General features: G+C 70.1%; 21 protein-coding genes. 12 read left to right on the top strand and 9 right to left on the bottom strand.

The features are described from left to right. Nucleotides 1–96: 96 nt before the first annotated feature. Both ACFY1E_RS05515 and ACFY1E_RS05510 read left to right on the top strand, forming a co-directional pair. A complete protein-coding gene (locus ACFY1E_RS05515; protein WP_389071793.1) occupies nucleotides 97–636 on the top strand; it encodes a DinB family protein in 540 nt (179 codons plus the stop codon). A gap of 24 nt (nucleotides 637–660) precedes the next feature. Beyond that, entirely contained in the window at nucleotides 661–1,302 is a 642-nt protein-coding gene (locus tag ACFY1E_RS05510; RefSeq protein ID WP_389071791.1) for a PadR family transcriptional regulator, read from the top strand. Nucleotides 1,303–1,493: 191 nt separating this feature from the next. Here ACFY1E_RS05510 and ACFY1E_RS05505 read toward each other — a convergent pair whose 3' ends face one another. After that, nucleotides 1,494–2,894 (bottom strand): glutamate decarboxylase, encoded by a 1,401-nt coding sequence (locus ACFY1E_RS05505; RefSeq protein ID WP_389071788.1) that lies wholly within the window; start codon nucleotides 2,892–2,894, stop codon nucleotides 1,494–1,496. 278 nt (nucleotides 2,895–3,172) lie between these two features. Between ACFY1E_RS05505 and ACFY1E_RS05500 the strand changes: the two genes are divergently transcribed. Continuing rightward, nucleotides 3,173–3,955, top strand: coding sequence for a MerR family transcriptional regulator (locus tag ACFY1E_RS05500; RefSeq protein WP_389071786.1), 783 nt, complete (start codon nucleotides 3,173–3,175; stop codon nucleotides 3,953–3,955). A gap of 177 nt (nucleotides 3,956–4,132) precedes the next feature. After that, the gene (locus tag ACFY1E_RS05495; protein WP_389071783.1) at nucleotides 4,133–4,990 is read left to right on the top strand and encodes a DedA family protein; all 858 of its coding nucleotides are present in this window, start codon (nucleotides 4,133–4,135) and stop codon (nucleotides 4,988–4,990) included. 90 nt (nucleotides 4,991–5,080) lie between these two features. Here the strand turns inward: ACFY1E_RS05495 and ACFY1E_RS05490 are convergent, their stop codons facing one another. Together ACFY1E_RS05490 and ACFY1E_RS05485 are read right to left on the bottom strand one after the other, a co-directional pair. Further along, nucleotides 5,081–6,751: a threonine/serine exporter ThrE family protein gene (locus ACFY1E_RS05490; protein ID WP_389071781.1), complete on the bottom strand. Its 1,671-nt coding sequence runs from the start codon at nucleotides 6,749–6,751 to the stop codon at nucleotides 5,081–5,083. 104 nt (nucleotides 6,752–6,855) lie between these two features. Continuing rightward, complete coding sequence (locus tag ACFY1E_RS05485; protein ID WP_010044289.1) at nucleotides 6,856–7,347, bottom strand: inorganic diphosphatase; 492 nt, start codon at nucleotides 7,345–7,347, stop codon at nucleotides 6,856–6,858. A gap of 79 nt (nucleotides 7,348–7,426) precedes the next feature. Here ACFY1E_RS05485 and dacB point away from each other — a divergent pair, with 79 nt between their 5' ends. The 6 genes from dacB to folE all read left to right on the top strand — a co-directional run bounded on the left by dacB (nucleotide 7,427) and on the right by folE (nucleotide 15,081). Continuing rightward, nucleotides 7,427–9,046, top strand: coding sequence for a D-alanyl-D-alanine carboxypeptidase/D-alanyl-D-alanine-endopeptidase (dacB, locus tag ACFY1E_RS05480; protein ID WP_389071778.1), 1,620 nt, complete (start codon nucleotides 7,427–7,429; stop codon nucleotides 9,044–9,046). 78 nt (nucleotides 9,047–9,124) lie between these two features. Then, entirely contained in the window at nucleotides 9,125–10,249 is a 1,125-nt protein-coding gene (locus tag ACFY1E_RS05475; protein WP_389071776.1) for a zinc-dependent metalloprotease, read from the top strand. Nucleotides 10,250–10,441: 192 nt separating this feature from the next. Beyond that, on the top strand, nucleotides 10,442–11,485 hold the full coding sequence (tilS, locus tag ACFY1E_RS05470; protein ID WP_115906706.1) for a tRNA lysidine(34) synthetase TilS: 1,044 nt from the start codon (nucleotides 10,442–10,444) through the stop codon (nucleotides 11,483–11,485). 53 nt (nucleotides 11,486–11,538) lie between these two features. Further along, nucleotides 11,539–12,099 carry a hypoxanthine phosphoribosyltransferase gene (gene hpt / locus ACFY1E_RS05465; protein WP_030942590.1) on the top strand — a complete coding sequence of 187 codons (561 nt, stop codon included), beginning with the start codon at nucleotides 11,539–11,541 and terminating at the stop codon, nucleotides 12,097–12,099. A 195-nt stretch (nucleotides 12,100–12,294) separates the two neighbouring features. Beyond that, nucleotides 12,295–14,334, top strand: coding sequence for an ATP-dependent zinc metalloprotease FtsH (gene ftsH, locus ACFY1E_RS05460; RefSeq protein ID WP_389071772.1), 2,040 nt, complete (start codon nucleotides 12,295–12,297; stop codon nucleotides 14,332–14,334). A 141-nt stretch (nucleotides 14,335–14,475) separates the two neighbouring features. Next, nucleotides 14,476–15,081 carry a GTP cyclohydrolase I FolE gene (gene folE, locus ACFY1E_RS05455; RefSeq protein WP_389071770.1) on the top strand — a complete coding sequence of 202 codons (606 nt, stop codon included), beginning with the start codon at nucleotides 14,476–14,478 and terminating at the stop codon, nucleotides 15,079–15,081. Nucleotides 15,082–15,134: 53 nt separating this feature from the next. On the opposite strand, the gene ACFY1E_RS05450 is transcribed toward folE, so the two are convergent. From ACFY1E_RS05450 to ACFY1E_RS05425, 6 genes are all read right to left on the bottom strand, one after another. Further along, the gene (locus ACFY1E_RS05450; RefSeq protein ID WP_389071768.1) at nucleotides 15,135–15,620 is read right to left on the bottom strand and encodes a DUF3180 domain-containing protein; all 486 of its coding nucleotides are present in this window, start codon (nucleotides 15,618–15,620) and stop codon (nucleotides 15,135–15,137) included. 68 nt (nucleotides 15,621–15,688) lie between these two features. Continuing rightward, nucleotides 15,689–16,300, bottom strand: a complete 612-nt coding sequence (folK, locus tag ACFY1E_RS05445; protein WP_389071765.1) for a 2-amino-4-hydroxy-6-hydroxymethyldihydropteridine diphosphokinase — start codon at nucleotides 16,298–16,300, stop codon at nucleotides 15,689–15,691. Beyond that, nucleotides 16,297–16,656 carry a dihydroneopterin aldolase gene (folB, locus tag ACFY1E_RS05440; RefSeq protein WP_389071763.1) on the bottom strand — a complete coding sequence of 120 codons (360 nt, stop codon included), beginning with the start codon at nucleotides 16,654–16,656 and terminating at the stop codon, nucleotides 16,297–16,299. The genes folK and folB overlap by 4 nt, the downstream gene beginning before the upstream one ends. A gap of 248 nt (nucleotides 16,657–16,904) precedes the next feature. Then, entirely contained in the window at nucleotides 16,905–17,408 is a 504-nt protein-coding gene (locus ACFY1E_RS05435) for a nuclear transport factor 2 family protein (protein ID WP_389071760.1), read from the bottom strand. Then, nucleotides 17,405–18,283 (bottom strand): dihydropteroate synthase, encoded by an 879-nt coding sequence (folP, locus tag ACFY1E_RS05430; RefSeq protein WP_389071758.1) that lies wholly within the window; start codon nucleotides 18,281–18,283, stop codon nucleotides 17,405–17,407. The genes ACFY1E_RS05435 and folP overlap by 4 nt, the downstream gene beginning before the upstream one ends. Before the next feature lie 129 nt (nucleotides 18,284–18,412). After that, the gene (locus ACFY1E_RS05425) at nucleotides 18,413–20,221 is read right to left on the bottom strand and encodes a phosphatidylglycerol lysyltransferase domain-containing protein (RefSeq protein ID WP_389071756.1); all 1,809 of its coding nucleotides are present in this window, start codon (nucleotides 20,219–20,221) and stop codon (nucleotides 18,413–18,415) included. 224 nt (nucleotides 20,222–20,445) lie between these two features. On the opposite strand from ACFY1E_RS05425, the gene ACFY1E_RS05420 reads away from it, so the two are divergent. Both ACFY1E_RS05420 and ACFY1E_RS05415 read left to right on the top strand, forming a co-directional pair. Further along, nucleotides 20,446–21,573, top strand: a complete 1,128-nt coding sequence (locus ACFY1E_RS05420) for an alpha/beta hydrolase (RefSeq protein WP_389071754.1) — start codon at nucleotides 20,446–20,448, stop codon at nucleotides 21,571–21,573. 135 nt (nucleotides 21,574–21,708) lie between these two features. Further along, the gene (locus ACFY1E_RS05415; protein WP_389071752.1) at nucleotides 21,709–23,079 is read left to right on the top strand and encodes a hypothetical protein; all 1,371 of its coding nucleotides are present in this window, start codon (nucleotides 21,709–21,711) and stop codon (nucleotides 23,077–23,079) included. Nucleotides 23,080–23,310 lie beyond the last annotated feature (231 nt).

Below are 23,310 nucleotides of genomic sequence, written 5' to 3'. Positions count from 1 at the left end.
CCCTCCGATCGAGGACAGAACCTGACCTAGAGGCCCCGTAACTTCATCGGTGTCAGGAGGCCTCCAGAGGCCCCGGTCCATCGAAAGGCGGCGGTCATGGTCACGCACGTACCGGCAGAGGCACACGGCGACGAGCGCGGGGCACTGCTCTCGTTCATCGAGGAACAGCGGGGCGGCATCCGGCGCGCGCTGCTCGGGCTGACCGAGGAGCAGGCGGCGAGCAGGCCCAGTGCCAGCGAGCTCTCCCTCTCCGGGCTGCTCAAGCATGTCGTCGAGGTCGAGCAGGGCTGGATCGCCCGCGCCAAGCAGGAGCCGCCGGTCGTCAAGCGGGACGAGACCAACTGGCACGAGACCTTCCGGCTCGTCGACGGCGAGAGTGTCGAGTCGCAGCTCGCCTACTGGGAGAAGGTCGCTGCCGAGACGGAGGCGTACATCCGCTCCGTACCGAGCCTCGACGACACCTTCCCGCTCCCCGACCAGCCCTGGTTCCCGCCGGAGGGCCGGGTCTCGGTGCGCTGGCTCTGTCTGCACCTGATCCGCGAGACGGCCCGGCACGCGGGCCACGCCGACATCATCCGCGAGTCCCTGGACGGGAAGACGGCGTTCGAACTGGTCGCCCTGGAGCAAGCGGGCTGAGCCCTTGACAATAAGCTGGGCGGCATGTCCGCGATCCGTCTCCTCGTGCTCGGCGCGGTCCGCCAGCACGGGCGGGCCCACGGTTACCAGGTGCGGGGCGACCTGGAGTACTGGGGTGCGCACGAGTGGTCCAACGCCAAGCCCGGCTCGATCTACCACGCGCTCAAGCAGATGGCGAAGCAAGGGCTGCTGCACGCGCACGAGATCGCACCGTCCACGGCCGGCGGCCCGCCGCGCACGGAGTACGAGATCACCGACCGGGGCACCGAGGAGTTCTTCCGGCTGCTGCGCGAGGCGCTGACCTCGTACGACCAGAAGGTGGACGTCAAGTCGGCCGCCATCGGCTTCATGGTCGACCTGCCGCGCGCCGAGGCGGTGGCCCTGCTCAAGGAGCGGATCCGGCGGATCGAGGAGTGGCGGGGGGCCGTCACCGAGCACTACATCCCTCAGGACGGCCCCGAACAGCTCGGCCACATCGGCGAGATCATGAACCTCTGGGTCCACACGGCCGATGCCGAGGCCGAGTGGACCCAGGGGCTGATCGGGCGCATCGAGAGCGGGGCGTACACCTTCGCGGGGGAGGGCGCGCCGTTCGTCGGCGTCCTCGCCGAGGGCGAGGAGAACCCGTATGCGACCGGGGACCGGCATCCGGGGGACGCACGCTGAGCGTGCCTTTGCCTGCTGTTCGGCTGTCGCGCGCGGTCACTCCGTCCGGCCGAGAGCACCTCGACGGTCACGGAGCTGGTGCAGGCCGTGCAGATCCTGGTCCTGGGCGGCCGTCGTACGGCCGCCCAGGCTGCTCGCGGTGTTCTTTCCGCCGGCGGTGCGGAGGTTCCCCCGCCTGAGCAGCCGGCGGGCTAGTGATGGAAGCCGGTGGCCGCCTCCTTGTCCCTGGTCAAGGGGTGCGGCTGGCGGCGCAGTTCCGGCAGCAGGCGGGTCAGGTCCTCCATGAACAGGTCGGCGAGGTCGGTGGAGAAGCCGTTGCGGCACACCACCCGCAGTACGGACAGGTCCTCGCGGTTCGGCGGGAAGGTGTACGCGGGCAGCAGCCAGCCGCTCTCGCGCATCCGCCGGGACACGTCGAAGACGTCGTACGCCGCCACGCCCGGCGCGGTGGTGAAGGCGAACACCGGCAGCTCGTCGCCCCTGGTCAGAAGCCGGAAGTCGTCGAGCGCCGCCACCCGTTCGGCGATGCCCGTGGCCACGTCACGGGTGGTCTGCTGCACGGCCCGGTAGCCCTCCCGGCCGAGCCGCAGGAACGTGTAGTACTGCGCGACCACCTGCGCGCCCGGCCGCGAGAAGTTGAGAGCGAAGGTCGGCATGTCGCCGCCCAGGTAGTTGACGCGGAAGACGAGCTCCTCGGGCAGCGCCTCCTTGTCGCGCCACAGCGCCCAGCCGACGCCCGGGTAGACCAGCCCGTACTTGTGCCCCGAGGTGTTGATGGACGCCACGCGCGGGAGGCGGAAGTCCCACACCAGGTCCTCGTCGAGGAAGGGCGCGACCATGCCGCCGGACGCCCCGTCCACGTGGACCGGGATGTCCAGACCCGTGCGCTCCTGGAGCGCGTCGAGCGCCGCACACAGGTCCGCGATGGGCTCGTAGGAGCCGTCGAAGGTGGAGCCGAGGATGCCGACGACCCCGATGGTGTTCTCGTCGCAGAGGGCGGCCGCGGCCTCCGGATCGAGGTGGAAACGGTCGCCCTCCATGGGCACCTGGCGCGCCTCCACCTCCCAGAAGTTGCAGAACTTGTCCCAGCAGACCTGGACGTTGACGCCCATGACGAGGTTGGGGCGGGCCCCCGGGGCTGGGTTCCGCTTGCTCCAGCGCCGTTTCAGCGCCATCCCGGCGAGCATGCACGCCTCGCTCGAACCGGTCGTCGAACAGCCCACCGCCGCCGACGGATCCGGCGCGTTCCACAGGTCGGCGAGCATCGCCACACAGCGCCGCTCCAGCTCGGCGGTGCGCGGGTACTCGTCCTTGTCGATCATGTTCTTGTCCCGGCACTCCGCCATCAGGACGCCGGCCTGCGGCTCCATCCAGGTGGTGACGAAAGTGGCGAGATTCAGCCGTGAGTTGCCGTCCAGCATCAGCTCGTCGTGCACCAGCTGGTACGCAGTCATCGGCGGCAGCGGGGCGTCCGGCAGTCGGTGCTTGGGCGGTGCCTCGGTCATGCCGCCGACCGGATTGGCCTCCCCGAAGAAGGGGTTGACCGAGCCCGGGCGCTCGTCGGGCTTCCGGGAACCTTCGTGGAGCGGCATGGACGTCTCCTCGTGTCATCTCGAGAACGGGTGCCGGCGGACCGGAGTTCCACCGCCGCGCAGTCGCATCCGGAATGCCCAGGACGCCTACGGTGACACCGGACACCGGGTGAACGGCCGGTAAGAGGGCGAACAGCACCCCGCGCCCGCGCCACAGGCCCACCATAAGCGGGCAGAACGGACGCAACATCCGGAGGGATCCGCCCGGGAATCCGGCTTGCACCTCACGTGACGTGAGGGCTCACCGTGGAGTGCGTACCGAGAAGGGAGCGGACGAAGTGAGCCACTCGGCAGGACAGGACGGCTACTCCGTCGGACAGGTCGCTGGCTTCGCCGGCGTCACGGTGCGCACGCTGCACCATTACGACGACATCGGCCTGCTCGCCCCGAGCGAGCGCAGCCACGCGGGCCACCGGCGTTACAGCGAGGCCGATCTCGACCGGCTGCAGCAGATCCTGTTCTACCGGGAGCTCGGCTTCCCGCTCGACGAGGTCGCCGCCCTGCTCGACGACCCGGCCGCGGATCCGCGCGCGCACCTGCGCCGCCAGCACGAACTGCTGACCGCCCGGATCGAGAAGCTGCAGAAGATGGCGGCGGCCGTGGAGCACGCCATGGAGGCACGCAAGATGGGCATCAATCTCACCCCCGAGGAGCGGTTCGAGGTGTTCGGGGACAAGGACCCCGAGCAGTACCGCGAGGAGACGGAGGCGCGCTGGGGCAACACGGAGGCGTACGCGGAGTCGCAGCGCCGAGCCGCCACGTACACCAAGGAGGACTGGAAGCGCATCCAGGCCGAGGTCGACGACTGGGGCCGCCGCTACGCCGCCCTGGTGGCCGCCGGGGAGCAGCCCACCGACGAGGCCGCCATGGACCTGGCCGAGGAACACCGGCAGCACATCACCAGGTACTACTTCGAGGTCCCGTACGAGATGCACCGGTGCTTCGGGCAGATGTACGTCTCCGACGAGCGGTTCAAGGCGTTCTACGACTCCATGGGCCCGGGCCTGGCGGAACACCTCAGGGACGCCATCGAGGCGAACGCGTCCCGCCACACCGCGTAGCCCTCCCGGCCCGGGGGACCGCTCCCGGGCCGGGAGACCTCACAGCTTTGTGCCAGTGCGCGCACAGTGCATCCTGGAGACACCGGTGGAACCTGGGGCGGACACCTTGCGTTGATAGCTTTGGGCGCCCGCACAAGGACGCCGTACCTTCATCCACCCCTTCAGGAGCCCGGAACCGTGACGACGCTTGCCCTCGGCCCGAGCTGGCTGGATCCGAACTACCTTCTCGACACGTTCGGCATCTGGGGCCTGCTCCTCATCGTCTTCGCGGAATCGGGCCTGCTCATCGGCTTCTTCCTGCCGGGCGACTCGCTGCTGTTCACCACTGGTCTGCTGATCACGACCAACCAGCTGAACTTCCCGCTGTGGGCCGCCATCGCCCTGATCTGCGTCGCCGCGGTCCTGGGCGACCAGGCGGGCTACATGTTCGGCAAGAAGGTCGGCCCGTCGCTCTTCAACCGCCCCGACTCCCGCCTCTTCAAGCAGGAGAACGTGGTCAAGGCCCACGAGTTCTTCGAGAAGTACGGCCCGAAGTCCCTGGTCCTGGCCCGTTTCGTGCCCGTCGTGCGCACCTTCACGCCGATCATCGCGGGTGTCAGCGGCATGAAGTACCGCTCGTTCGTGGTCTTCAACGTCATCGGCGGCGTCCTCTGGGGCGCGGGCGTCACGCTGCTCGGCTCCTGGCTCGGCAAGGTCGACTTCGTCAACAAGAACATCGAAGCGATCCTCATCCTGATCGTCCTCGTCTCGGTGATCCCGATCATCATCGAGTTCCTGCGCGCCCGCTCCAAGGAGAAGAAGACCCCCGAGGCCCCGGCTCCGGCCCGGCACCAGCAGGAGCCCCCCGTCATGGACGACGCGACGACCCAGCTCCGCCGCATCCCCCCGGCCGACGACCAGGGCTACCACCACCAGCAGTACCAGCAGCAGCCACAGCAGCAGCCGTACTACCCGGACCAGCAGTACGCCCAGCAGTACCCGTACCAGCAGGACCAGTACGGCAACCAGCAGTACCCGTACAACCAGGGGTACTAGAAGCGCCCCTGAAGGGGCGCGGGGAACTGCGCGAGAACCCCAACGCACCCGCACGCGCCACCGCGCATCAGCCCCCGAGCTAATAGGCGCTCAAAAACCTCGCGTCCGCTTCGCAGCCCGCCGCCCCGCCGCAGAAGCCCCGCCGGGAACCCGCAGGAACAACCGCGAGATCTCCGACCCCAGGTTGACGCCAATAGCGATGGCCATGGCCAAGGAGGCAGCCGTGGCCAGGGACACCAACCCCTTGTCGACATTGTTCTGCGCGATCGACAACAATCCGAAATAAGTGGCCGACCCCGGCAACAGGGGCCCGATCGCCGCCGTCGTGTACGGCAGGGCGGAAGCGAACCGGTACCGCGACAACAACTGCCCGAACAGGCCCACCAACCCCGCCGCGACAGCCGTGGAGGCGACCGGCGACAGCTTGCCGGGATAGTGCAGCGCGCCGTACACACACCACGCGACGCCGCCGTTCAGCGTCACCCACAGCACGGTCGACCGCTCCTGCTGCAGCAGCACCGCGAAGGTCAGCGACAGCAACATGGAGGCGCCGATCTGCCACAGCGGCCGCTCGGCGATCTGCAGGGCCGCGTCCGGGTTGAGCTTGGCGCCCAGGTTCACCCCGAAGTACAGCACCACCAGCACACCCACGACGATGCCGACGAACAGATACATGACCTCGAGCAGCCGCGCCGACGCGGTGATGTAGAAGCCGGTCAGCCCGTCCTGCACGCCCGCCACCAGCGCCCGCCCCGGCAGCAGCGCGAACAGTCCACCGGTGATGACCGCGGACGCCTTCACGTCGACGCCTGCGACGGTCAGCGCGATCCCGATGGCGGCCGGAGGCATCGCGGCGACGGTGAACTGGTAGAACTCCGGCAGCCCGCGCCCCGCACACAGCCAGGCCAGCCGGTCGCCGAGCATCGCGCCGAGCATGGCCGCGATGAAGACGATCCAGTCACCGCCGACCAGCACGGAGGCCGCCCCGGCGAGCAGCCCGCTCGCCCCGGTCAGCACCCAGCCCGGATACGGGTGCCGGTTGCGGCGGATCTCGGCGAGCCGCCGGTAGGCCTCCTCCAGCGAGATGGTGGTCTCCGGATCGCTGAGGTCGTCCACCAGATGGAACACGGCCGCCAGCCGTGTGTAGTCGGTGGCCCGGCGGCGCACCGTCCGCGAGGCCGTCACCGGGTCGTCGACCAGGGACGGCTGGTACGAGATCGACAGCAGGGTGAAGGTGACGTTCGGCTCGCAGCGGTCGAGGCCGTAGGACCGGCAGACCGCGAACATCGCGGCCTCCACGTCCTCCGCGCCCTCACCGCCCGCCAGCAGCAACTCGCCGATGCGCAGGGTCAGGTCGAGGACGCGCGGGACGGCCGGACCGCCCTCCTCCGCCTTCGGTCCCGGCTCCGGAGCGGGCCGCTCGGCCACCGGCATCCGCAGCATCGTGCGCATCCGGTCCTGCCAGGGCACGTCCTTGGTGAGGCTGACCACGGGTATGCCGGTCGCCGGTGTGAAGGCGGCCGGGGCGTGGTGGGCGCTGTAGGTGCTGGGCGGGCTGAACGCCGACCCCTCGGGCTCGGCGCCGGGCGGCTGCGGGACGTCCAGCCCCTCGGGGACGGCGAACTCGGACGTGGTCTCCGGTTCGACGACGACTCTGGGGGCGGCGAAGCCCGCCGGAATGGCGAACTCCGAGGTGATCTCGGGATCGAACGTGCCCCTGGCCTCGTCCGACTGCGGCTTGCGGTCCTCCGCCTCCGTCACTTGAGTAACGCTCCCTGTACGACGCGTGCAGCTACGCCAGTATGCGCACAGAAACACGAACGGGCCGCACGCGTGCGCGTACGGCCCGTTGGACGACTCAGGGCTCAGTGGCCGCCCTGCTCCTTGAACCGCTTGTAGGAGCGCTCGATCTCGATCTCGGCGTCGGTCCGGCCCACCCAATTGGCGCCCTCGACGGACTTGCCGGGCTCCAGGTCCTTGTAGACCTCGAAGAAGTGCTGGATCTCCAGGCGGTCGAACTCCGACACGTGGTGGATGTCACGCAGGTGCTCCACGCGCGGGTCCGTCGCCGGCACGCACAGCAGCTTGTCGTCGCCGCCGGCCTCGTCCGTCATCCGGAACATGCCGATCGCACGGCACTTGATGAGGCAGCCCGGGAAGGTCGGCTCGTCAAGAATGACCAGCGCGTCCAGCGGGTCGCCGTCCTCGCCGAGGGTGTTCTCGACGAAGCCGTAGTCGGTCGGGTAGGCGGTCGAGGTGAAGAGTCGACGGTCCAGGCGGATCCGACCGGTCTCGTGGTCCACCTCGTACTTGTTCCGCGAACCCTTCGGGATCTCGATCGTGACGTCGAACTCCACCGGTGGCTCCTCCATGATCAACACATAGTTCTGGTGGTTAAGTGTCCCTCACGCAGGTGTGTGATCGCGAAAGGGGCTGGTGTTCGTGCCAGAGCTGAGGCCGTGGCGGGCCGCGAGGCCGCGTGTGGTGCGGGCCGCGAACGCCGTACGACCACGTCTGACACGGGCCGCCCAGGCTGTGCGCCCGAAGCTCGAACGAGCCGCGGCAGCTACGAAACCGCAGCTCGCACGGGTACGGCCCACCCGCATCAGTTGGCCGAAGACCGTCAGGACCTGGCAGTACACCGCGGGCGCCGCCACCGTCGGTGTGACGCTGGCCGTCGCCGTGGCGACCGCCGCCGGCCCCTGGGACTCCACCGGTCAGCGTACGGCCGAGGCGGACCGGGCAGCCGCCCTGGACCATACGGGTGGCGCAGATCACGGACGTAATCCCGATACGTCCGATTCGGCGGCCGGAGGCCCGCGCCCCGCCCCCAGCGCCGCATCCGTCCTGACCGGCCTGGGCGGCGCCATGAACACCGTGAAGTCCGCCCCGACCGGTACGGCCCTCTCCGGCGTCCTGGGGCCCCTGCTGGCGGACGCTGCGCTCGGCACCCGGCACACCGCCGCGGTCGTCGACGTCGCCACCGGCAAGCGCCTCTACGGCACGGGCGCCGACACCGCCATGACCCCCGCCTCCGTGACGAAGATCGCCACGGCGGTCGCCGCGCTGTCGACACTGGGCGCCGACCACCGCCTGACCACCCGCACGGCCCTGGAACCCGACACCAAGGAACTCGTCCTGGTCGGCGGCGGCGACCCGACCCTCACGGCGCACCAGGACGCCGAGGGCTGGGCCAGCCTGCGGGACCTGGCCGACCGGACGGCTGCGGCCCTCCAGAAGCGCGGCATCAAGGAGGTCACGCTCTCGTACGACACCACGCTGTACGCCGGGCCCGCACTCCACCCCATCGGCGTCAACGGCAACCTCGCCCCCGTGAGCGCCCTGATGGCCGACGAGGGCCGCACGGACGACTCGACCAGCGGCCCCGTCCAACGCGTGACGGACCCGGCGGCGGAGGCGGCCCGCACGTTCGGCTCGTTCCTCGCCGGCCACGGCATCCGGACCACCTCGCCCGGCCCGTCCAAGGCGACGACCCGTGCCGAGAACCTCGCCGCCGTCTCCTCGCCCCCGCTCTCGTCCCTGGTCGAACGCATGCTGACCAACAGCGACAACGACATCGCGGAGGCCCTGGCCCGTCAGACGGCCGCCGCCTCGGGAAGGCCCGCGAGCTTCGACGGCGGCGCGTCCGCGATCGCCGGTGCACTGAAGAAGCTCGGACTGCCCCTCAAGGGCGCCGAGTTCCACGACGGCAGCGGCCTCGACCGGGACGACCGGCTCACGGCCGACCTGCTCACCGCCCTGCTGGTGAAGGCCGGCGACCCCGCCCACCCCGAACTCCGCCCGGTCCTGACGGGCCTCCCGGTGGCCGGTTTCACCGGCACCCTGACCAGCCGCTACACGGGCGGCGCGGCAGGAGTCGTACGAGCGAAGACAGGCACCCTGACGGGCGTGAACACCCTGGCCGGCACGGTCGTGGACCAGGACGGCCGCCTGCTGGCGTTCGCCTTCCTGGCCTCGGACACGACCAGCGCCCCTCAGGCCCAGTCCGCACTGGACCGCACGGCCACGGCACTGGCGGCGTGCGGCTGCAGCTAGCTGCTCCGCACCGCTGCGGGCACGGGTGCCGACCTCCGCGGCCTGCCCCAAGCGAGAACGCTCACGTACCGTTGACGCATGACGAGCATCGGTGGTGCCGAGATGGTCGACTGGAATCTCGCGGTGGCGACCGCGACCCGGCTCGTGCGGCCGGGCCCCGACGTGAGCCGCGACGAGGCCCGGGCCGTCGTCGCGGAACTGCGCCGGCATGCCAAGGCCTCGGAGGAACACGTCCGGGGCTTCACTCGTATGGGCACGGAGGAGACCCACGACACCCCGATCCTGGTCGTCGACCGCCCCGGCTGGGTCCGGGCGAACGTCGCAGGCTTCCGGGAGATCCTCAAGCCGCTGCTGGAGAAGATGCAGGAGCGGCGCGGCAACACTCCCGGCGGCGCGGTCCTCGGCGCGGTCGGCGGCAAGGTCACTGGCGTCGAGCTGGGCATGCTGCTGTCGTTCCTGGCCTCCCGAGTGCTGGGCCAGTACGAGACCTTCGCCCCGGCCACCCGCGAACTTCCCGCGGGGGAGAACGGCGGCGGCCGGCTCCTGCTCGTCGCCCCGAACATCGTGCACGTGGAGCGCGAACTCGACGTACAACCCCACGACTTCCGCCTCTGGGTCTGTCTGCACGAGGAGACGCACCGCACCCAGTTCAGCGCGGTGCCCTGGCTGCGCGACCACCTCGAGGGCGAAATCCAGTCGTTCTTGGGGGAGACCGACGTCGACCCCATGACCGTGCTGGAACGCATCCGCGAGGCCGCCCAGTCGCTCGCCGGCGGCCGCCCCGACGCCGAGGAGGACGACGGCGGGCGGTCCTTCGTCGAGATCGTGCAGACCCCGGCGCAGCGGGAGATCCTCGGCCGCCTCACCGCCGTGATGTCCCTCCTGGAGGGTCACGCCGACTTCGTGATGGACGGGGTGGGTCCGGATGTCGTGCCGTCCGTCTCCGAGATCCGCGAGAAGTTCCAGCAGCGCCGCGCGAAGGGCGCCTCACGGCTGGACATGGCCCTGCGCAAACTGCTGGGTCTGGATGCCAAACTCAGGCAGTACCGCGACGGCGAACGCTTCGTGCGGGCCGTCGTGGACCAGGTCGGCATGGACGGCTTCAACCGGGTGTGGACGTCCCCCAACACCCTGCCCACCAAGGCGGAGATCGCCAAACCGGCGGACTGGGTCGCGCGGGTGCACCGCAAGAGTGAGTCGTGAAGCCCGTGGGAAGGTCGTGAAACGAATCCGGCCGACGGCAGGCGAACGCCCCTCCAATCACCCGTCCGAGGGACCGTGAGCCATGGGTAGGCGTGCGATGCTCGGGGAACGGCCCGGTTCTGTCACCATCTACACACTCTGAGTGACCGACCCCGGGCTCACCCCCCGAAAACTTCATGAAGGGAACCGGACATGGGTCCCCATCCTGCGGTCGCGGCGATACGCCTGGCGGTCCGCCACGTCCTCCACGACATCCTCAACGGCCACCGCGCCACCTCCGAGGCCCCCGGGCTCTCGGCGCAGGCCCCGCACGAGCGCCCCTCCTCGCCGCTCGTGCTCGTGGCGTGCTCCGGCGGCGCCGACTCCATGGCCCTCGCCTCCGCCCTCGCCTTCGAGGCCCCCAAACTCGGCATCCGGGCCGGCGGCGTCACCGTCGACCACGGGCTGCAGCCCGGCTCCGACCTGCGCGCCGACGAAGTCGCCCTGCGGCTGCGCGAACTGGGCCTCGATCCGGTGGATTCCGTCGCCGTGACCGTGGGCCGCGAAGGCGGTCCCGAAGCCGCCGCCCGCGACGCCAGGTACGCCGCACTCGACGCCGCAGCCGTCCGCCACGGCGCCACCGCGATCCTGCTCGGCCACACCCGCGACGACCAGGCCGAAACCGTACTGCTCGGCCTCGCCCGCGGCTCGGGCATCCGCTCCCTGTCCGGAATGGCCGCGGTCTCGGGGGCCGGCGGCCGTTACCGCCGCCCCTTCCTCCAGCTCGACCGGCAGACCGCCCGCAAGGCCTGCATGGTCCAGTCGCTCCCCGTCTGGGACGACCCCCACAACGCGGACCCCGCGTACACCCGCTCCCGGCTGCGCCACGAAGGCCTGCCCGCCCTCGAGAAGGCGCTCGGCAAGGGCGTCGTCGAGGCCCTCGCCCGCACCGCCCAGCTCTCCCGCGACGACGCCGACGCCCTGGACGCCTGGGCCGGCCAGGCCGCGGCCTCCGTACGCGACGCAGCGGGCCTCCTGGAGTGCGCCAAGCTCTACGCCCTGCCGCCCGCCGTGCGCCGCCGCGTGCTGCGCCGCGCGGCCATCGAGGCCGGGGCCCCCGCCGGTTCGCTGTTCGCCCGCCATATCGAGGAAGTCGACCGGCTGATCACCGGCTGGCGAGGCCAGGGGGCCATCAATCTCCCGGGCAAAGTCGTCGCCCAGCGCCAGGGTGGCAGACTGGTGATTCGGCAAGGCTGAAACCTTGACCCCCTTTGGGGGGTGATGGGCGGCCGGTGGGACGACCGAAAGTGATGCGGGTGGACGCGAAAGACATGGGCACCGACCTCAAGCAGGTGCTCATCACCAAGGAAGAGATCGACGCGAAGCTGGTGGAGCTGGCCGCGAAGATCGACGCGGAGTACGCGGGCAAGGACCTGCTCATCGTCGGCGTCCTCAAGGGCGCAGTGATGGTCATGGCCGACCTCGCCAGGGCGCTGTCCACCCCCGTCACCATGGACTGGATGGCCGTGTCGTCGTACGGCGCGGGCACCCAGTCCTCCGGTGTGGTGCGGATCCTGAAGGACCTCGACACCGACATCAAGGGCAAGCACGTCCTCATCGTCGAGGACATCATCGACTCCGGCCTGACCCTGTCCTGGCTGCTGTCCAACCTCGGCTCCCGCGAGCCCGAGTCGCTCAAGGTGTGCACACTGCTGCGCAAGCCGGACGCCGCCAAGGTCGCCATCGACGTCGAATGGGTCGGCTTCGACATCCCGAACGAGTTCGTGGTGGGCTACGGCCTCGACTACGCCGAGAAGTACCGCAACCTCCCGTTCGTCGGTACGCTCGCGCCCCACGTCTACGGCGGCTGAGCCGGCCTCTGAGCCGACAGAGCCTTCTTTGTAGGACGATCGGGAACCCCAGCGGGTTTCGCGCCGTTGGAGCATGCAGACGGGTTTGCCAGCCGTCCCGTGCGGCTTCGCGCGACAATGCTGGGGTACCGTCAGAAGAACTGTCTTATCAAACTCACTATGGCAGGAGGGACGGGGCGACACCGCTCCGTATGGATGGACGTGAAGCGATACTTCCGTGGGCCGGTCATGTGGATCGTGCTGGCCGTCCTTGCCGTGGTCGTGTTGATGCAGGTCGTCGGCTCGTCCGGCGGCTACAAGACGGTGGACACCGGCCAGGTCGTGGCAGCGATCAACGACAACAAGGTGGAGAGCGTCAAGCTCACCACCGGTGACGAGCAGACCGTCAAGGCTCAGCTCAAAGATGGTTTCAAGGTCGAGGGCAGCTCGAAGATCCAGGCGAGCTACATCGGCGACCAGGGTGTGAACCTCGCCAACACGCTGCAGACCAAGTACCAGGACAAGCAGATCCCGGACGGCTACACGGTTTCGCCGTCCAAGCAGAACCCCTTCCTGGGCATCCTGCTCTCCCTGCTCCCCTTCGTCCTGATCGTGGTCGTCTTCCTGTTCCTGATGAATCAGATGCAGGGCGGCGGCTCCAGGGTCATGAACTTCGGCAAGTCCAAGGCCAAGCTCATCACCAAGGACACCCCCAAGACGACGTTCTCGGACGTCGCGGGCTGTGACGAGGCCGTCGAGGAGCTCCACGAGATCAAGGAGTTCCTGCAGGAGCCGGCGAAGTTCCAGGCCGTCGGCGCCAAGATCCCCAAGGGCGTGCTGCTCTACGGCCGTCCCGGTACCGGCAAGACGCTGCTCGCGCGTGCCGTCGCCGGCGAGGCGGGAGTCCCGTTCTACTCGATCTCCGGTTCCGACTTCGTCGAGATGTTCGTCGGTGTCGGTGCCTCCCGGGTCCGCGACCTGTTCGAGCAGGCCAAGGCGAACGCCCCGGCGATCGTCTTCGTCGACGAGATCGACGCGGTCGGCCGCCACCGCGGCGCCGGCCTCGGCGGCGGTCACGACGAGCGTGAGCAGACGCTGAACCAGCTGCTCGTCGAGATGGACGGCTTCGACGTCAAGGGCGGTGTGATTCTCATCGCTGCGACGAACCGCCCGGACATCCTCGACCCGGCGCTGCTGCGCCCCGGCCGCTTCGACCGCCAGATCGCGGTCGACCCGCCGGACCTGCAGGGCCGTCTGGAGATCCTCAAGGTTCACCAGAAGGGCAAGCCGGTCGCTCCGGACGTCGACCTCGCCGCCGTCGCCCGCCGTACGCCGGGCTTCACCGGCGCCGACCTGAGCAACGTCCTCAACGAGGCCGCGCTGCTCACCGCCCGCAGCGACAAGAAGCTGATCGACAACTCCATGCTGGACGAGGCGATCGACCGCGTGGTGGCGGGCCCGCAGAAGCGGACCCGGATCATGTCGGACAAGGAGAAGAAGATCACCGCGTACCACGAGGGCGGTCACGCCCTGGTCGCGGCGGCCTCCCCGAACTCCGACCCGGTCCACAAGATCACGATCCTGTCGAGAGGCCGTGCCCTCGGCTACACGATGGTCCTGCCGGACGAGGACAAGTACTCCACGACCCGCAACGAGATGCTGGACCAGCTGGCCTACATGCTGGGCGGCCGCGCGGCCGAGGAGCTCGTCTTCCACGACCCGACCACGGGTGCCGCGAACGACATCGAGAAGGCCACCGCCACGGCCCGCGCGATGGTCACGCAGTACGGCATGACCGAGCGGCTCGGCGCCATCAAGTTCGGCGGCGACAACAGCGAGCCGTTCCTCGGACGTGAGATGGCTCACCAGCGCGACTACTCGGAAGAGGTCGCCGCGCTGGTGGACGAGGAAGTCAAGAAGCTCATCGAGAACGCGCACAACGAGGCCTGGGAGATCCTGGTCGAGAACCGTGACGTCCTCGACAACCTCGTCCTGCAGCTGCTGGAGAAGGAGACGCTGGGCAAGGAGGAGATCGCCGAGATCTTCTCCGCCATCGTCAAGCGCCCGGCCAGGCCCGCCTGGACCGGCTCCTCCCGCCGCACGCCGTCCACCCGCCCGCCGGTGCTCTCCCCGAAGGAGCTCGCACTGACGAACGGCGCCAACGGCGCGACCCCGGCGATCAGCACGGCCAAGTCGACGTCGACGGAGTCCGCTCAGGCGATCGAGACGGCCCCGGAGGACCGCCCGGAGAGCTGACCACCGCTCTCCCGGCGGCCACGTCGGCCCGGAATGAACGCCGCACCCCCCAGGTTCTAGCCTGGGGGGTGCGGCATTTCAGCCAGGTCGCAGATGAGCCGCGTGGCCACACGCGTGACCCGCACAGGAACGAGGCACCACATGACCGACCCCGTGACGCTGAACGGCGAGGGCTCTATCGGCGAGTTCGACGAGAAGCGCGCCGAGAACGCCGTACGCGAACTGCTGATCGCGGTCGGCGAGGACCCTGACCGGGAGGGGCTGAGGGAGACACCGGCACGGGTGGCGCGGGCGTACCGGGAGATCTTCGCGGGTCTGTGGCAGAAGCCCGAGGACGTGCTGACGACGACGTTCGACCTGGGGCACGACGAGATGGTCCTGGTGAAGGACATCGAGGTGCTCAGCTCCTGTGAGCACCATCTCGTGCCCTTCGTCGGGGTGGCCCACGTCGGGTACATCCCGTCCACCGACGGCAAGATCACGGGGCTTTCGAAGCTGGCCCGGCTGGTGGACGTCTACGCCCGGCGCCCGCAGGTGCAGGAACGACTCACCACGCAGATCGCCGACTCGCTGATGCAGATCCTGGAGCCGCGCGGGGTGATCGTCGTCGTCGAGTGCGAGCACATGTGCATGTCCATGCGGGGTGTGCGCAAGCCCGGGGCGAAGACCATAACGTCGGCGGTGCGTGGCCAGCTGCGTGATCCCGCGACCCGCAACGAGGCGATGAGCCTGATCATGGCGCACTGACGCCGGACGGGCGGACAGGCGGACAGGCGGCCATTCGGAGAGGCTCTGCTCCCTCAGGCCGCCGACGCCGCCCCGTTGTTGTGCTCGTCGTCCTCCGGGAGTCTGCACACGCGCTCCAGGAAGATGGCCGCCACTATCACCGCGATCCCCGCCACGACCGAGAAGCCGGCGTAGATGGCCTGGTCGCGGCGGGCCGGGATGTCGAGGAGCTCCAGGAGGAAGACGCCCGTGCCGCCGTACATGCCGGCGACCAGGGCGGCCACCAGGGCGCTGGCCTGACCGAAGACGACCGCGCGGGCCGCCATCAGCGGGTCGACGCCCTTGGCCTCCGGGCGGCGCTCGCGCTGGGCCTTGAGACGGCCGCGCAGGGAGAGCGCCGTGGCCGTCAGGACCACCGCGATCAGCGCGAGGACGATGGGGGCGGCGAGGGGGACGCTGGGGAGGGTCCCGATCGAGTTCCAGAGGCGGGCGCCCGCCCAGGACAGGATTCCGGCCACGACGAAAACTCCGGCCAGCACCCTGATGCGCAGCTCTCTCACTGTGTCCCTTCAACTCCCCCGGGTCCTGCGGACCGTCCCGCGGACAGTGGTCGTCCTGACCTTAACGACTACTCGGGCAGGTGGAGTTCCAGGTCCTTGCGCGCGGTCACGCCCTCGCGGGTGACGGTGTCGAGGAGCGCGGCGACCGCGCCGCGGCCGGGCAGCTGCGCCTCCGGCTCCATGTCGTGCCAGGGGGCGAGGACGAAGGCACGCTCGTGGGCGCGCGGGTGGGGGAGCGTGAGGTGCGGGTCGTCGTCGATGACGTCGGCGTACGCGACGATGTCGATGTCGAGGGTGCGCGCACCCCAGCGCTCGTCCCGTACCCGGTGGAAGGCCTCCTCGACCGCGTGAGCCCGCTCCAGCAGCGAGGACGGCGGCAGGGTGGTCTTCAGGACGACGACCGCGTTGAAGTACGAGGGCTGGCTGCCGGGCTCGACGCCCCACGGCTCCGTCTCGTACACCGGGGAGACGGCCTTGATGCGGACGCCCGGCGTGTCCTCCAGGGCGTCGATGGCGCCCTGGAGGGTCTCCAGGCGGTTGCCCAGGTTCGCGCCGAGCGAGATCACCGCCCGTTTCGGGTTGTGGAGCGTCGTGTCGGCGGCGTCCACCTGTGCCACGACGGAGGCAGGCACCGGCTGTACGGTCGGGTCGCTCGAACCCGTGGCGAAGGACGCGGTCATACTCGGCTCCGGGTGATGGTGACGGTCACGTCGTCGAAGGGGACCGTGATCGGGGCGTCCGGTTTGTGGACGCAGACCTCGACCTCCTGGACCCCGTCGTGCTTCAGACAGGCCTGGGCGATGCGCTCGGCGAGCGTCTCGATGAGGTTGACGGGCTCGCCCTCGACGACGGCCACGACCTCCTCCGCCACGATGCCGTAGTGCACCGTCTTCGCCAGGTCGTCCTCGGCGGCGGCCGGGCGGGTGTCCAGGCCGAGGACGAGGTCCACGATGAAGGTCTGGCCCTCCTCGCGCTCCTTGGGGAACACCCCGTGGTGCCCACGGGCCTTGAGGCCGCGCAGCGCGACACGATCCACGCGAATCACTCCTGCAATCGTCGGTGACGGCCGGTCGATGCCGTGTGCGGGCGGCACACCGGCCTCGAACGAATCTACCTGCGGGCACTGACAGGACCGGGCCACCGGGGCGCGGCCCGTGCCGGGACCAGGAGGGTTCATCGTGTGTTTCCCCTGGGGAACCCGGCGGCTCATGGGCTGGTAGCCGCCCCTACCCAGGGGTCCGTGATTCCAACCACTTCTTGGTCCTCAAGGGGGCGCCTACCCACTCAGGAGGGTGTGTCGTCGCCTTCTTCCTCGTCGTTTTCGGTCATCACGGGGGAGGCGTGGTGGGACCAGAGTTTCCAGCCTGCCGGGGTGCGGCGGAAGACGTTGGTGGCGACCACCAGCTGGCCGACGAGCGGGCCGAGTTCCTCGCTGCCCCTGGGGGCGGGGCCGCCGCTGAGGATGTTCTCGGTGCAGGTCACCAGGGCGGTGTCGCCGGTCACGGAGACATGCACGTCGGTGAGGAAGAACTGGATGTAGTCGGTGTTCGCCATGATCAGCGCATACGACCTCAGGACCTCGCCGCGGCCGATGAGCGCGGGCCAGCCGGGGTGCACGCACGAGATCACACCGGTGTCGGCCGGGTCGTGGTACTCCTCGTCGACCCCCAGGTCGGACGGCGCGAGCCAGAGCGCGGACAGGTCCTCGAAGTCGCCGCGTTCCATGGCCTCGTAGAAGGCGGTGTTGGCGGCTTCCACCTGCTCGACGTCGGTGTGGGGGGCGCTCACCGGGCTCCTTCGGCAGCGCGCGCGCCCTCCACTGCGCGCGCGACCCGTACGGCGTCCGCCGTCGCGCGCACCTCGTGCACGCGCACCGCCCATGCGCCGGCGTGCGCGGCGAGTGCGGAGACGGCGGCCGTGGCGGCGTCGCGCTCGCGCGCGGGCGGGGGCGCTCCCTCCGGTCCGGCGAGGACCCGGCCGAGGAACCGCTTGCGGGAGGCGGCGACGAGCAGGGGATGGCCGAGCCCGAGCAGCCGGTCCAGGTGGGCGAGCAGCACCAGGTCGTGCTCGGCGTCCTTGGAGAAGCCGAGACCGGGGTCGACGACGATGCGGTCGGGGGCGACGCCGCCGGCCAGGACGGCCTCCACGCGTGCGTGCAGTTCGCCGGCGACTTCGGTGACGACGTCGCCGTACACGCCCTTGACGTTGCCGCCCTCCAGGAAGCCGCGCCAGTGCATGACGACGAAGGGGGCTCCGGCCGCCGCCACCACCGGGATCATCGCGGGGTCGGCCAGGCCGCCGCTGACGTCGTTGACGAGCGCTGCGCCGGCGGCGAGGGCCCGTTCGGCGACGGAGGCGCGCATGGTGTCGACGGAGACGCTGACGCCCTCCGAGGCGAGGCCGCGGACGACGGGAATGACCCGCTTGAGCTCCTCGGCCTCGTCGACGCGGGTGGCGCCCGGCCGGGTGGACTCGCCGCCGACGTCGACCAGGTCCGCGCCCTCGGCGACCAGTTCGAGGCCGTGTTTGACGGCGTTCGTCGTGTCGAAGAAGCGGCCGCCGTCGGAGAAGGAGTCGGGCGTGACGTTCACCACTCCCATGACCGCGCAGCGGTCCCACTCCGGAAGGCCCGCGACGCGCCCGCGTCCGCTCTGCTTGCTCATACGTTCAGCGTAGGCCCCGGCCGCGGCCGCGAGACGCCACGGCCCGGACGGAAGCCTCCCGGTTGGAGGGGAGTTTCCGTCCGGGCCCGTTCTGCACGGTGTCCGGCGTCCGGTGCCTCGGTCAGGCGGTCATGCCGCGCGTACGCCGCGCTCCGCGACTGCGTGCGTGCACACGCGCGGGGCGGTCCTGCGGCGGCGCAGGAAGCGCGGCAGCGGCAGGGCGAAGTTGACGAAGCCCTCCGCCTGCATGGCGGCGAAGCCGATGCGCGGCAGGTCGGCCGATGCGCGGTAGACCACGAAGCGGGGCTCCCAGCGCGGCTGGAACTTGGCGTTGAACTTGTACAGGGACTCGATCTGGAACCAGCGGGACAGGAAGACCAGCAGGCCGCGCCAGGCGCGCAGCACGGGGCCCGCGCCGATCTTCTCGCCACGCGCGAGTGCCGAGCGGAACATCGCGAAGTTGAGCGACACGCGCGTGATGCCGAATTTCGGCGCCGCCTGGAGGGCCGCGACGATGAGCAGTTCGTTCATGCCGGGGTCGGCCGAGCGGTCGCGGCGCATCAGGTCCAGGGAGGCGCCGTCGGGGCCCCACGGGACGAAGTGCAGGATCGCCTTCAGGTCGCCGTACTCACCGGGCTGGTCGTCCGCCTTGTGGGCGGTGGCGATCAGGCAGTCGCCGTCGGCGGCGTCGCCGATGCGGCCCAGCGCCATCGAGAACCCGCGCTCGGTGTCGGTGCCGCGCCAGTCCTCGGCAGCGTTGCGGATCCGCTCCAGCTCGGCGTCGCCCAGGTCACGAATACGTCGTACGCGGGTTTCGTAACCGGCGCGCTCGATGCGCTTGACCATCTGGCGCACGTTGCGCATCGCGCGGCCGGCGAGGGAGAAATCCGCTACGTCCACCACCGCCTCGTCGCCCAGTTCCAGGGCGTCGAGGCCGGTCTCGCGGGTCCACACCTCGCCGCCCGTCTCCGAGCAGCCCATGACGGCAGGCGTCCAGGAGTGGGCCCTGGCCTCGTCCATGAACCGCTCGATGGCGCCCGGCCAGGCCTCGACGTCGCCGATGGGGTCGCCACTGGCGAGCATCACGCCGGACACGACCCGGTACGTGACCGCCGCCTTGCCGCTGGGCGAGAAGACGACCGCCTTGTCGCGGCGCAGCGCGAAGTGGCCGAGGGAGTCGCGGCGGCCGTGCTTCTCCAGCAGGGCGCGCAGGCGTGCCTCGTCGTCCTCCGTCAGCCGGGCCGCGGGGTGTTCGGGCCGGAAGGCGAGGTAGATCGTCGTGACCGCCGTCAGCAGGCCGAGGGCGCCCAGTGAGAAGCCGACGGTCCAGGAGGTGTCGCCCTGGTAGTCGACGGGGCCCTCGAAGCCGAACAGGCCGTACAGGACGTGCGTGATGCGATCGGCCAGGCTCGGGTCGCCGACCATCCGGTTCTGGTGGGCGCTGACGATGACCAGTCCGAGGGCGAGGGATCCTGCGCCCATCAGGACGAAGTTGGCGAGCGCCCGCCACCTGCTGCGCGGGTCGGGCAGCGCCGCGAACTGGTCGCGGTGGCGCAGCAGCGGTGCGAGCAGTGCCAGCGAGATGATCACTCCGAGGAGGGAGTGGCGATATGTGAACTGCGCCACAGCGCCTGCCGGCAGCAGCGCCACCGCGGCGCGCCACGCCCGGCGTTTGCCGCGCCTCAGGCCGTGTGCGAGCAGCAGCAGGATGCCGGCGCTGAGCGAGAGCGCGGCCGCGAACGGGCCGAACGACCCGGGCAGCACCTCGGCGATCGTGTGCATACGGCTGTGCCTGAAGCGCGGGAAGACGCCCGCGGCGATGTCCAGCACGCCCACGAGGGTGCAGGCTCTGGCGACGAGGACGGGGACCGCCTCGGGGCGCGGACCACGGAATACGCGCCGCGCGCTGCGTGATGGGGTGGGAACCCCACCCGACATTTCCTCATCTGTCCTGACAGACATCGCATCCCGTAGTTCTGCGAGAGACCTTGGATCCGGGCCCGATTCGGGCATCCGGCGACATTGCGCCCTCTAGGACGGTGTCTCGGGGAGCGAGGTTCCAATCTCTCCTCAAAGCCGGTTCAAAGGCCGAGGAAAGTTCCGGACAAGCTCTCGCGAAGGTGCGCGGGATCCGGGTGGAAACCGCAGGCAGGAAGCAGGTCATGGGTCTTACGAGCAACAAAGTGCTGCTGCTGGCAGTGATGTTCGCCGTACTGCTGTTCGTAGGCACGGTGTGGGTGTGGCCCCGTCTGGCACGGCGCAACTGGCGCGCCGTGAGCGGACGCGTCGGGCTGTTGTTCGGCACCCAGCTCGCCCTCTTCCTGTCGGTCGGCCTCGCCGCGAACCAGGCCTTCGGTTTCTACGCCAGCTGGGCGGACCTCTTCGGTCAGGAGAAGGCCCAGGGGGTGGTCGTGAACCACACGGCGTCCGGCGCCGTCGGCGGCCCGCTGCAGGTGATCGACACGGCACACGTGCATGGAGCCGGCGGTCCCGAGCCGCAGGCGGGCGGCCAGATCCAGAAGGTGGACATCGTCGGCCGTACGACGAACATCGCCACACCCGCGTATGTGTATCTGCCGCCGGAGTACTTCCAGCCGCAGTACCGCACGCGTACCTTCCCCGCGGTGGTCGTCCTCACCGGATATCCGGGCACCGCCCAGGCGCTCGTGGACAAGCTGCACTATCCGAGTACGGCACAGGGCCTCGCGAAGAACGGCCGTATGCAGCCGATGATCCTGGTGATGCTGCGGCCGACGGTGGCGCCGCCGAGGGACACGGAATGCGTGGACATCCCGGGCGGCCCGCAGACGGAGACGTTCTTCGCCAAGGACCTGCCCGATGCCGTACTCGCGCACTACAGGGTGGGCAAAAAGCCGGGCAGCTGGGGCATCATCGGCGATTCCACAGGCGGCTACTGTGCGCTGAAGCTCGCCATGCACCACCCCGGTGTGTATGCCGCAGCGGCGGGTCTGTCGCCGTACTACAAGGCGCCGACCGACCCCACGACGGGCGATCTCTTCCAGGGCGACAAGGGGCTGCGCAACCGCGCCAGCCTGTGGTGGTGCCTCAAGCACCTGCCCGGTCCGGACACTTCACTGCTCGTCACCAGCAGCAAGATCGGGGAATCCAACTACAAGTCGACGCTGAAGTTCATAGAGGCCGTGCGGGCCACGAACCGGACGCGGATCTCGTCGATCATCCTTGACAGCGGCGGCCACAACTTCAACACCTGGCGGCGGGAGATTCCCGCGACTCTGCAGTGGATCAGCGGACGGCTGAGCGAGCGGTGACCGGGGTTCCCTCAGGTGATGATCTTGCTGAATTCGGCAAAGGCCTATTCCTGATGCCCTGTGAACGTTTCGGTATGGCTGTGTTTTTACGGGGCGGGGCACCAACGCTCGCGTACGCGCGGTAAGTTTCTGGCCATGCCACGTGGACGTCACCGCCATTCCCCGCCCTTGCACAGACTGCTGCCACCGTCGGCGATCGCAGGCGTCTCTTTCGTCTGCGCCTTCGGTCCGTGGGTGTTCTCACAACAGGCCGTGCTCCGTGTCATAGCCGCGGGCGCCGCGGCGACGGCGGTCGTCGGCGCGGCCGTCATGCGCCGTTGGGACACCCAGGCCGGCAAGCAGGTCGCCGACCTCACGCGCGCGCGTGCGAGCGACGAGTGGCGGCACGAGGAGCGGGTCGCCGAGCTGGAGACCGACCTCGAGGAGTCGCGCGAGCTGCGCGCCAAGCTGGAGCAGCGGCTGCGGGCCAAGCGCGCCGAACTGGCGGGACTGCGCAACGAACACGCGGCGCTGCTGCGGCGGTACGCCACCGCCGAGACCGAGCGTGCGAGCGCCCTGGAGGGCCGCCGCCTGCTCGAGATAGAGACCGGGGCGCCGGCCCGCGCGCTGCCGCCCGTGCCGGCGGCCGACACGGCGACTGCGAAGACGGCGCCCGTGGCGGAGGAGACCGGGGCTGTGGCTGCCTCGGCGGACGTCTCCGAGGGCACTGCCGACGAACCGGCGGCGCCGGCGATCTTCTCGCCGGAGGGTTCCAAGCTGTTCCTGCGGGCGCAGGCGGCGCTGAAGAAGTTCGACGAGGACGGTGACGGTTCTCCGAAGGACGACGGCGGCGCGGACGGTGCGGCGGACTCGCAGGACGACGCGGGCGCCGAGGCCGAGGCCGAGGACGACACCGACCCCGAGGGCGACGATTCGCCGAAGGGCGGCGGCTCTCCCAGGGGTGACGAACCTGCGAAGGACGTCTCCCCGAAGAGCGAGCCGGTGACGGTGAAGGCCGGTTCGGACTCAGCGGCGGCTGAGGCGGCCGCGACCGGGACCGTCGCCGCCGATCCCGCCGCCACCGGTGAGGCCGAGGCCGCGGCGCAGGAGGATGAGTCGCAGGGGCAGCCCCAGGCGGTCGACGGGCACGAGCACGCGGCCGCCACCACTTCGGCCAGTCAGGTCCCGGCCGCCCGGCCCGTGCAGCAGCCCGCCGGTCACTTCGTCGCACCGACAGCGGTGGCCGTCGTACCGGCCGCCCCCGTGCGGCGTCCGGCGATCGAGGGCGGATTCGACTTCTTCGGTACGAAGAGCGAGGGGGCGCGGGACGCCCTGGAAGCCGTGCAGAACGAGGACCTCGCCGATGTCGTCGGCCAGGAGGCGCTCGCCGTCCACAAGGCCGAGGCCGAGGCGGAGTTCAAGCCGGCCGACAAGGAGGCGCGCGGTGAGGGCCAGGTCATCGACCTGACGGCCCACGACGAGACCGAACAGATCAACGTGCAGGGGCTGCGGAGCGCGGTTTCCTGAACTTTCGGTCCCCTGACGGCCCCGGGCGCTTACTGACGGCCCGGGGCTTCCGCTTGCCCGGTCCTCGCGTGCCAGGGATCCTCGCGTGCCCGGGATCCTCGCTTCCGGGCACTTGGATTCTGGGCCCTGGGATCCCCGGGCTCCGGCTTTCGCGGAGCTCCGCCGGGGCATTGCCTGCCGCCGTGGTCTTGTCGTTCGGTGGGCTGTCACGGCCGTTTCCAGGGCTGCTGG

It is taken from the genome of Streptomyces sp. NPDC001604 (assembly GCF_042893475.1).
Lineage (GTDB): Bacteria > Actinomycetota > Actinomycetes > Streptomycetales > Streptomycetaceae > Streptomyces.
This window is presented reverse-complemented; position numbering and strand designations above follow the sequence as displayed.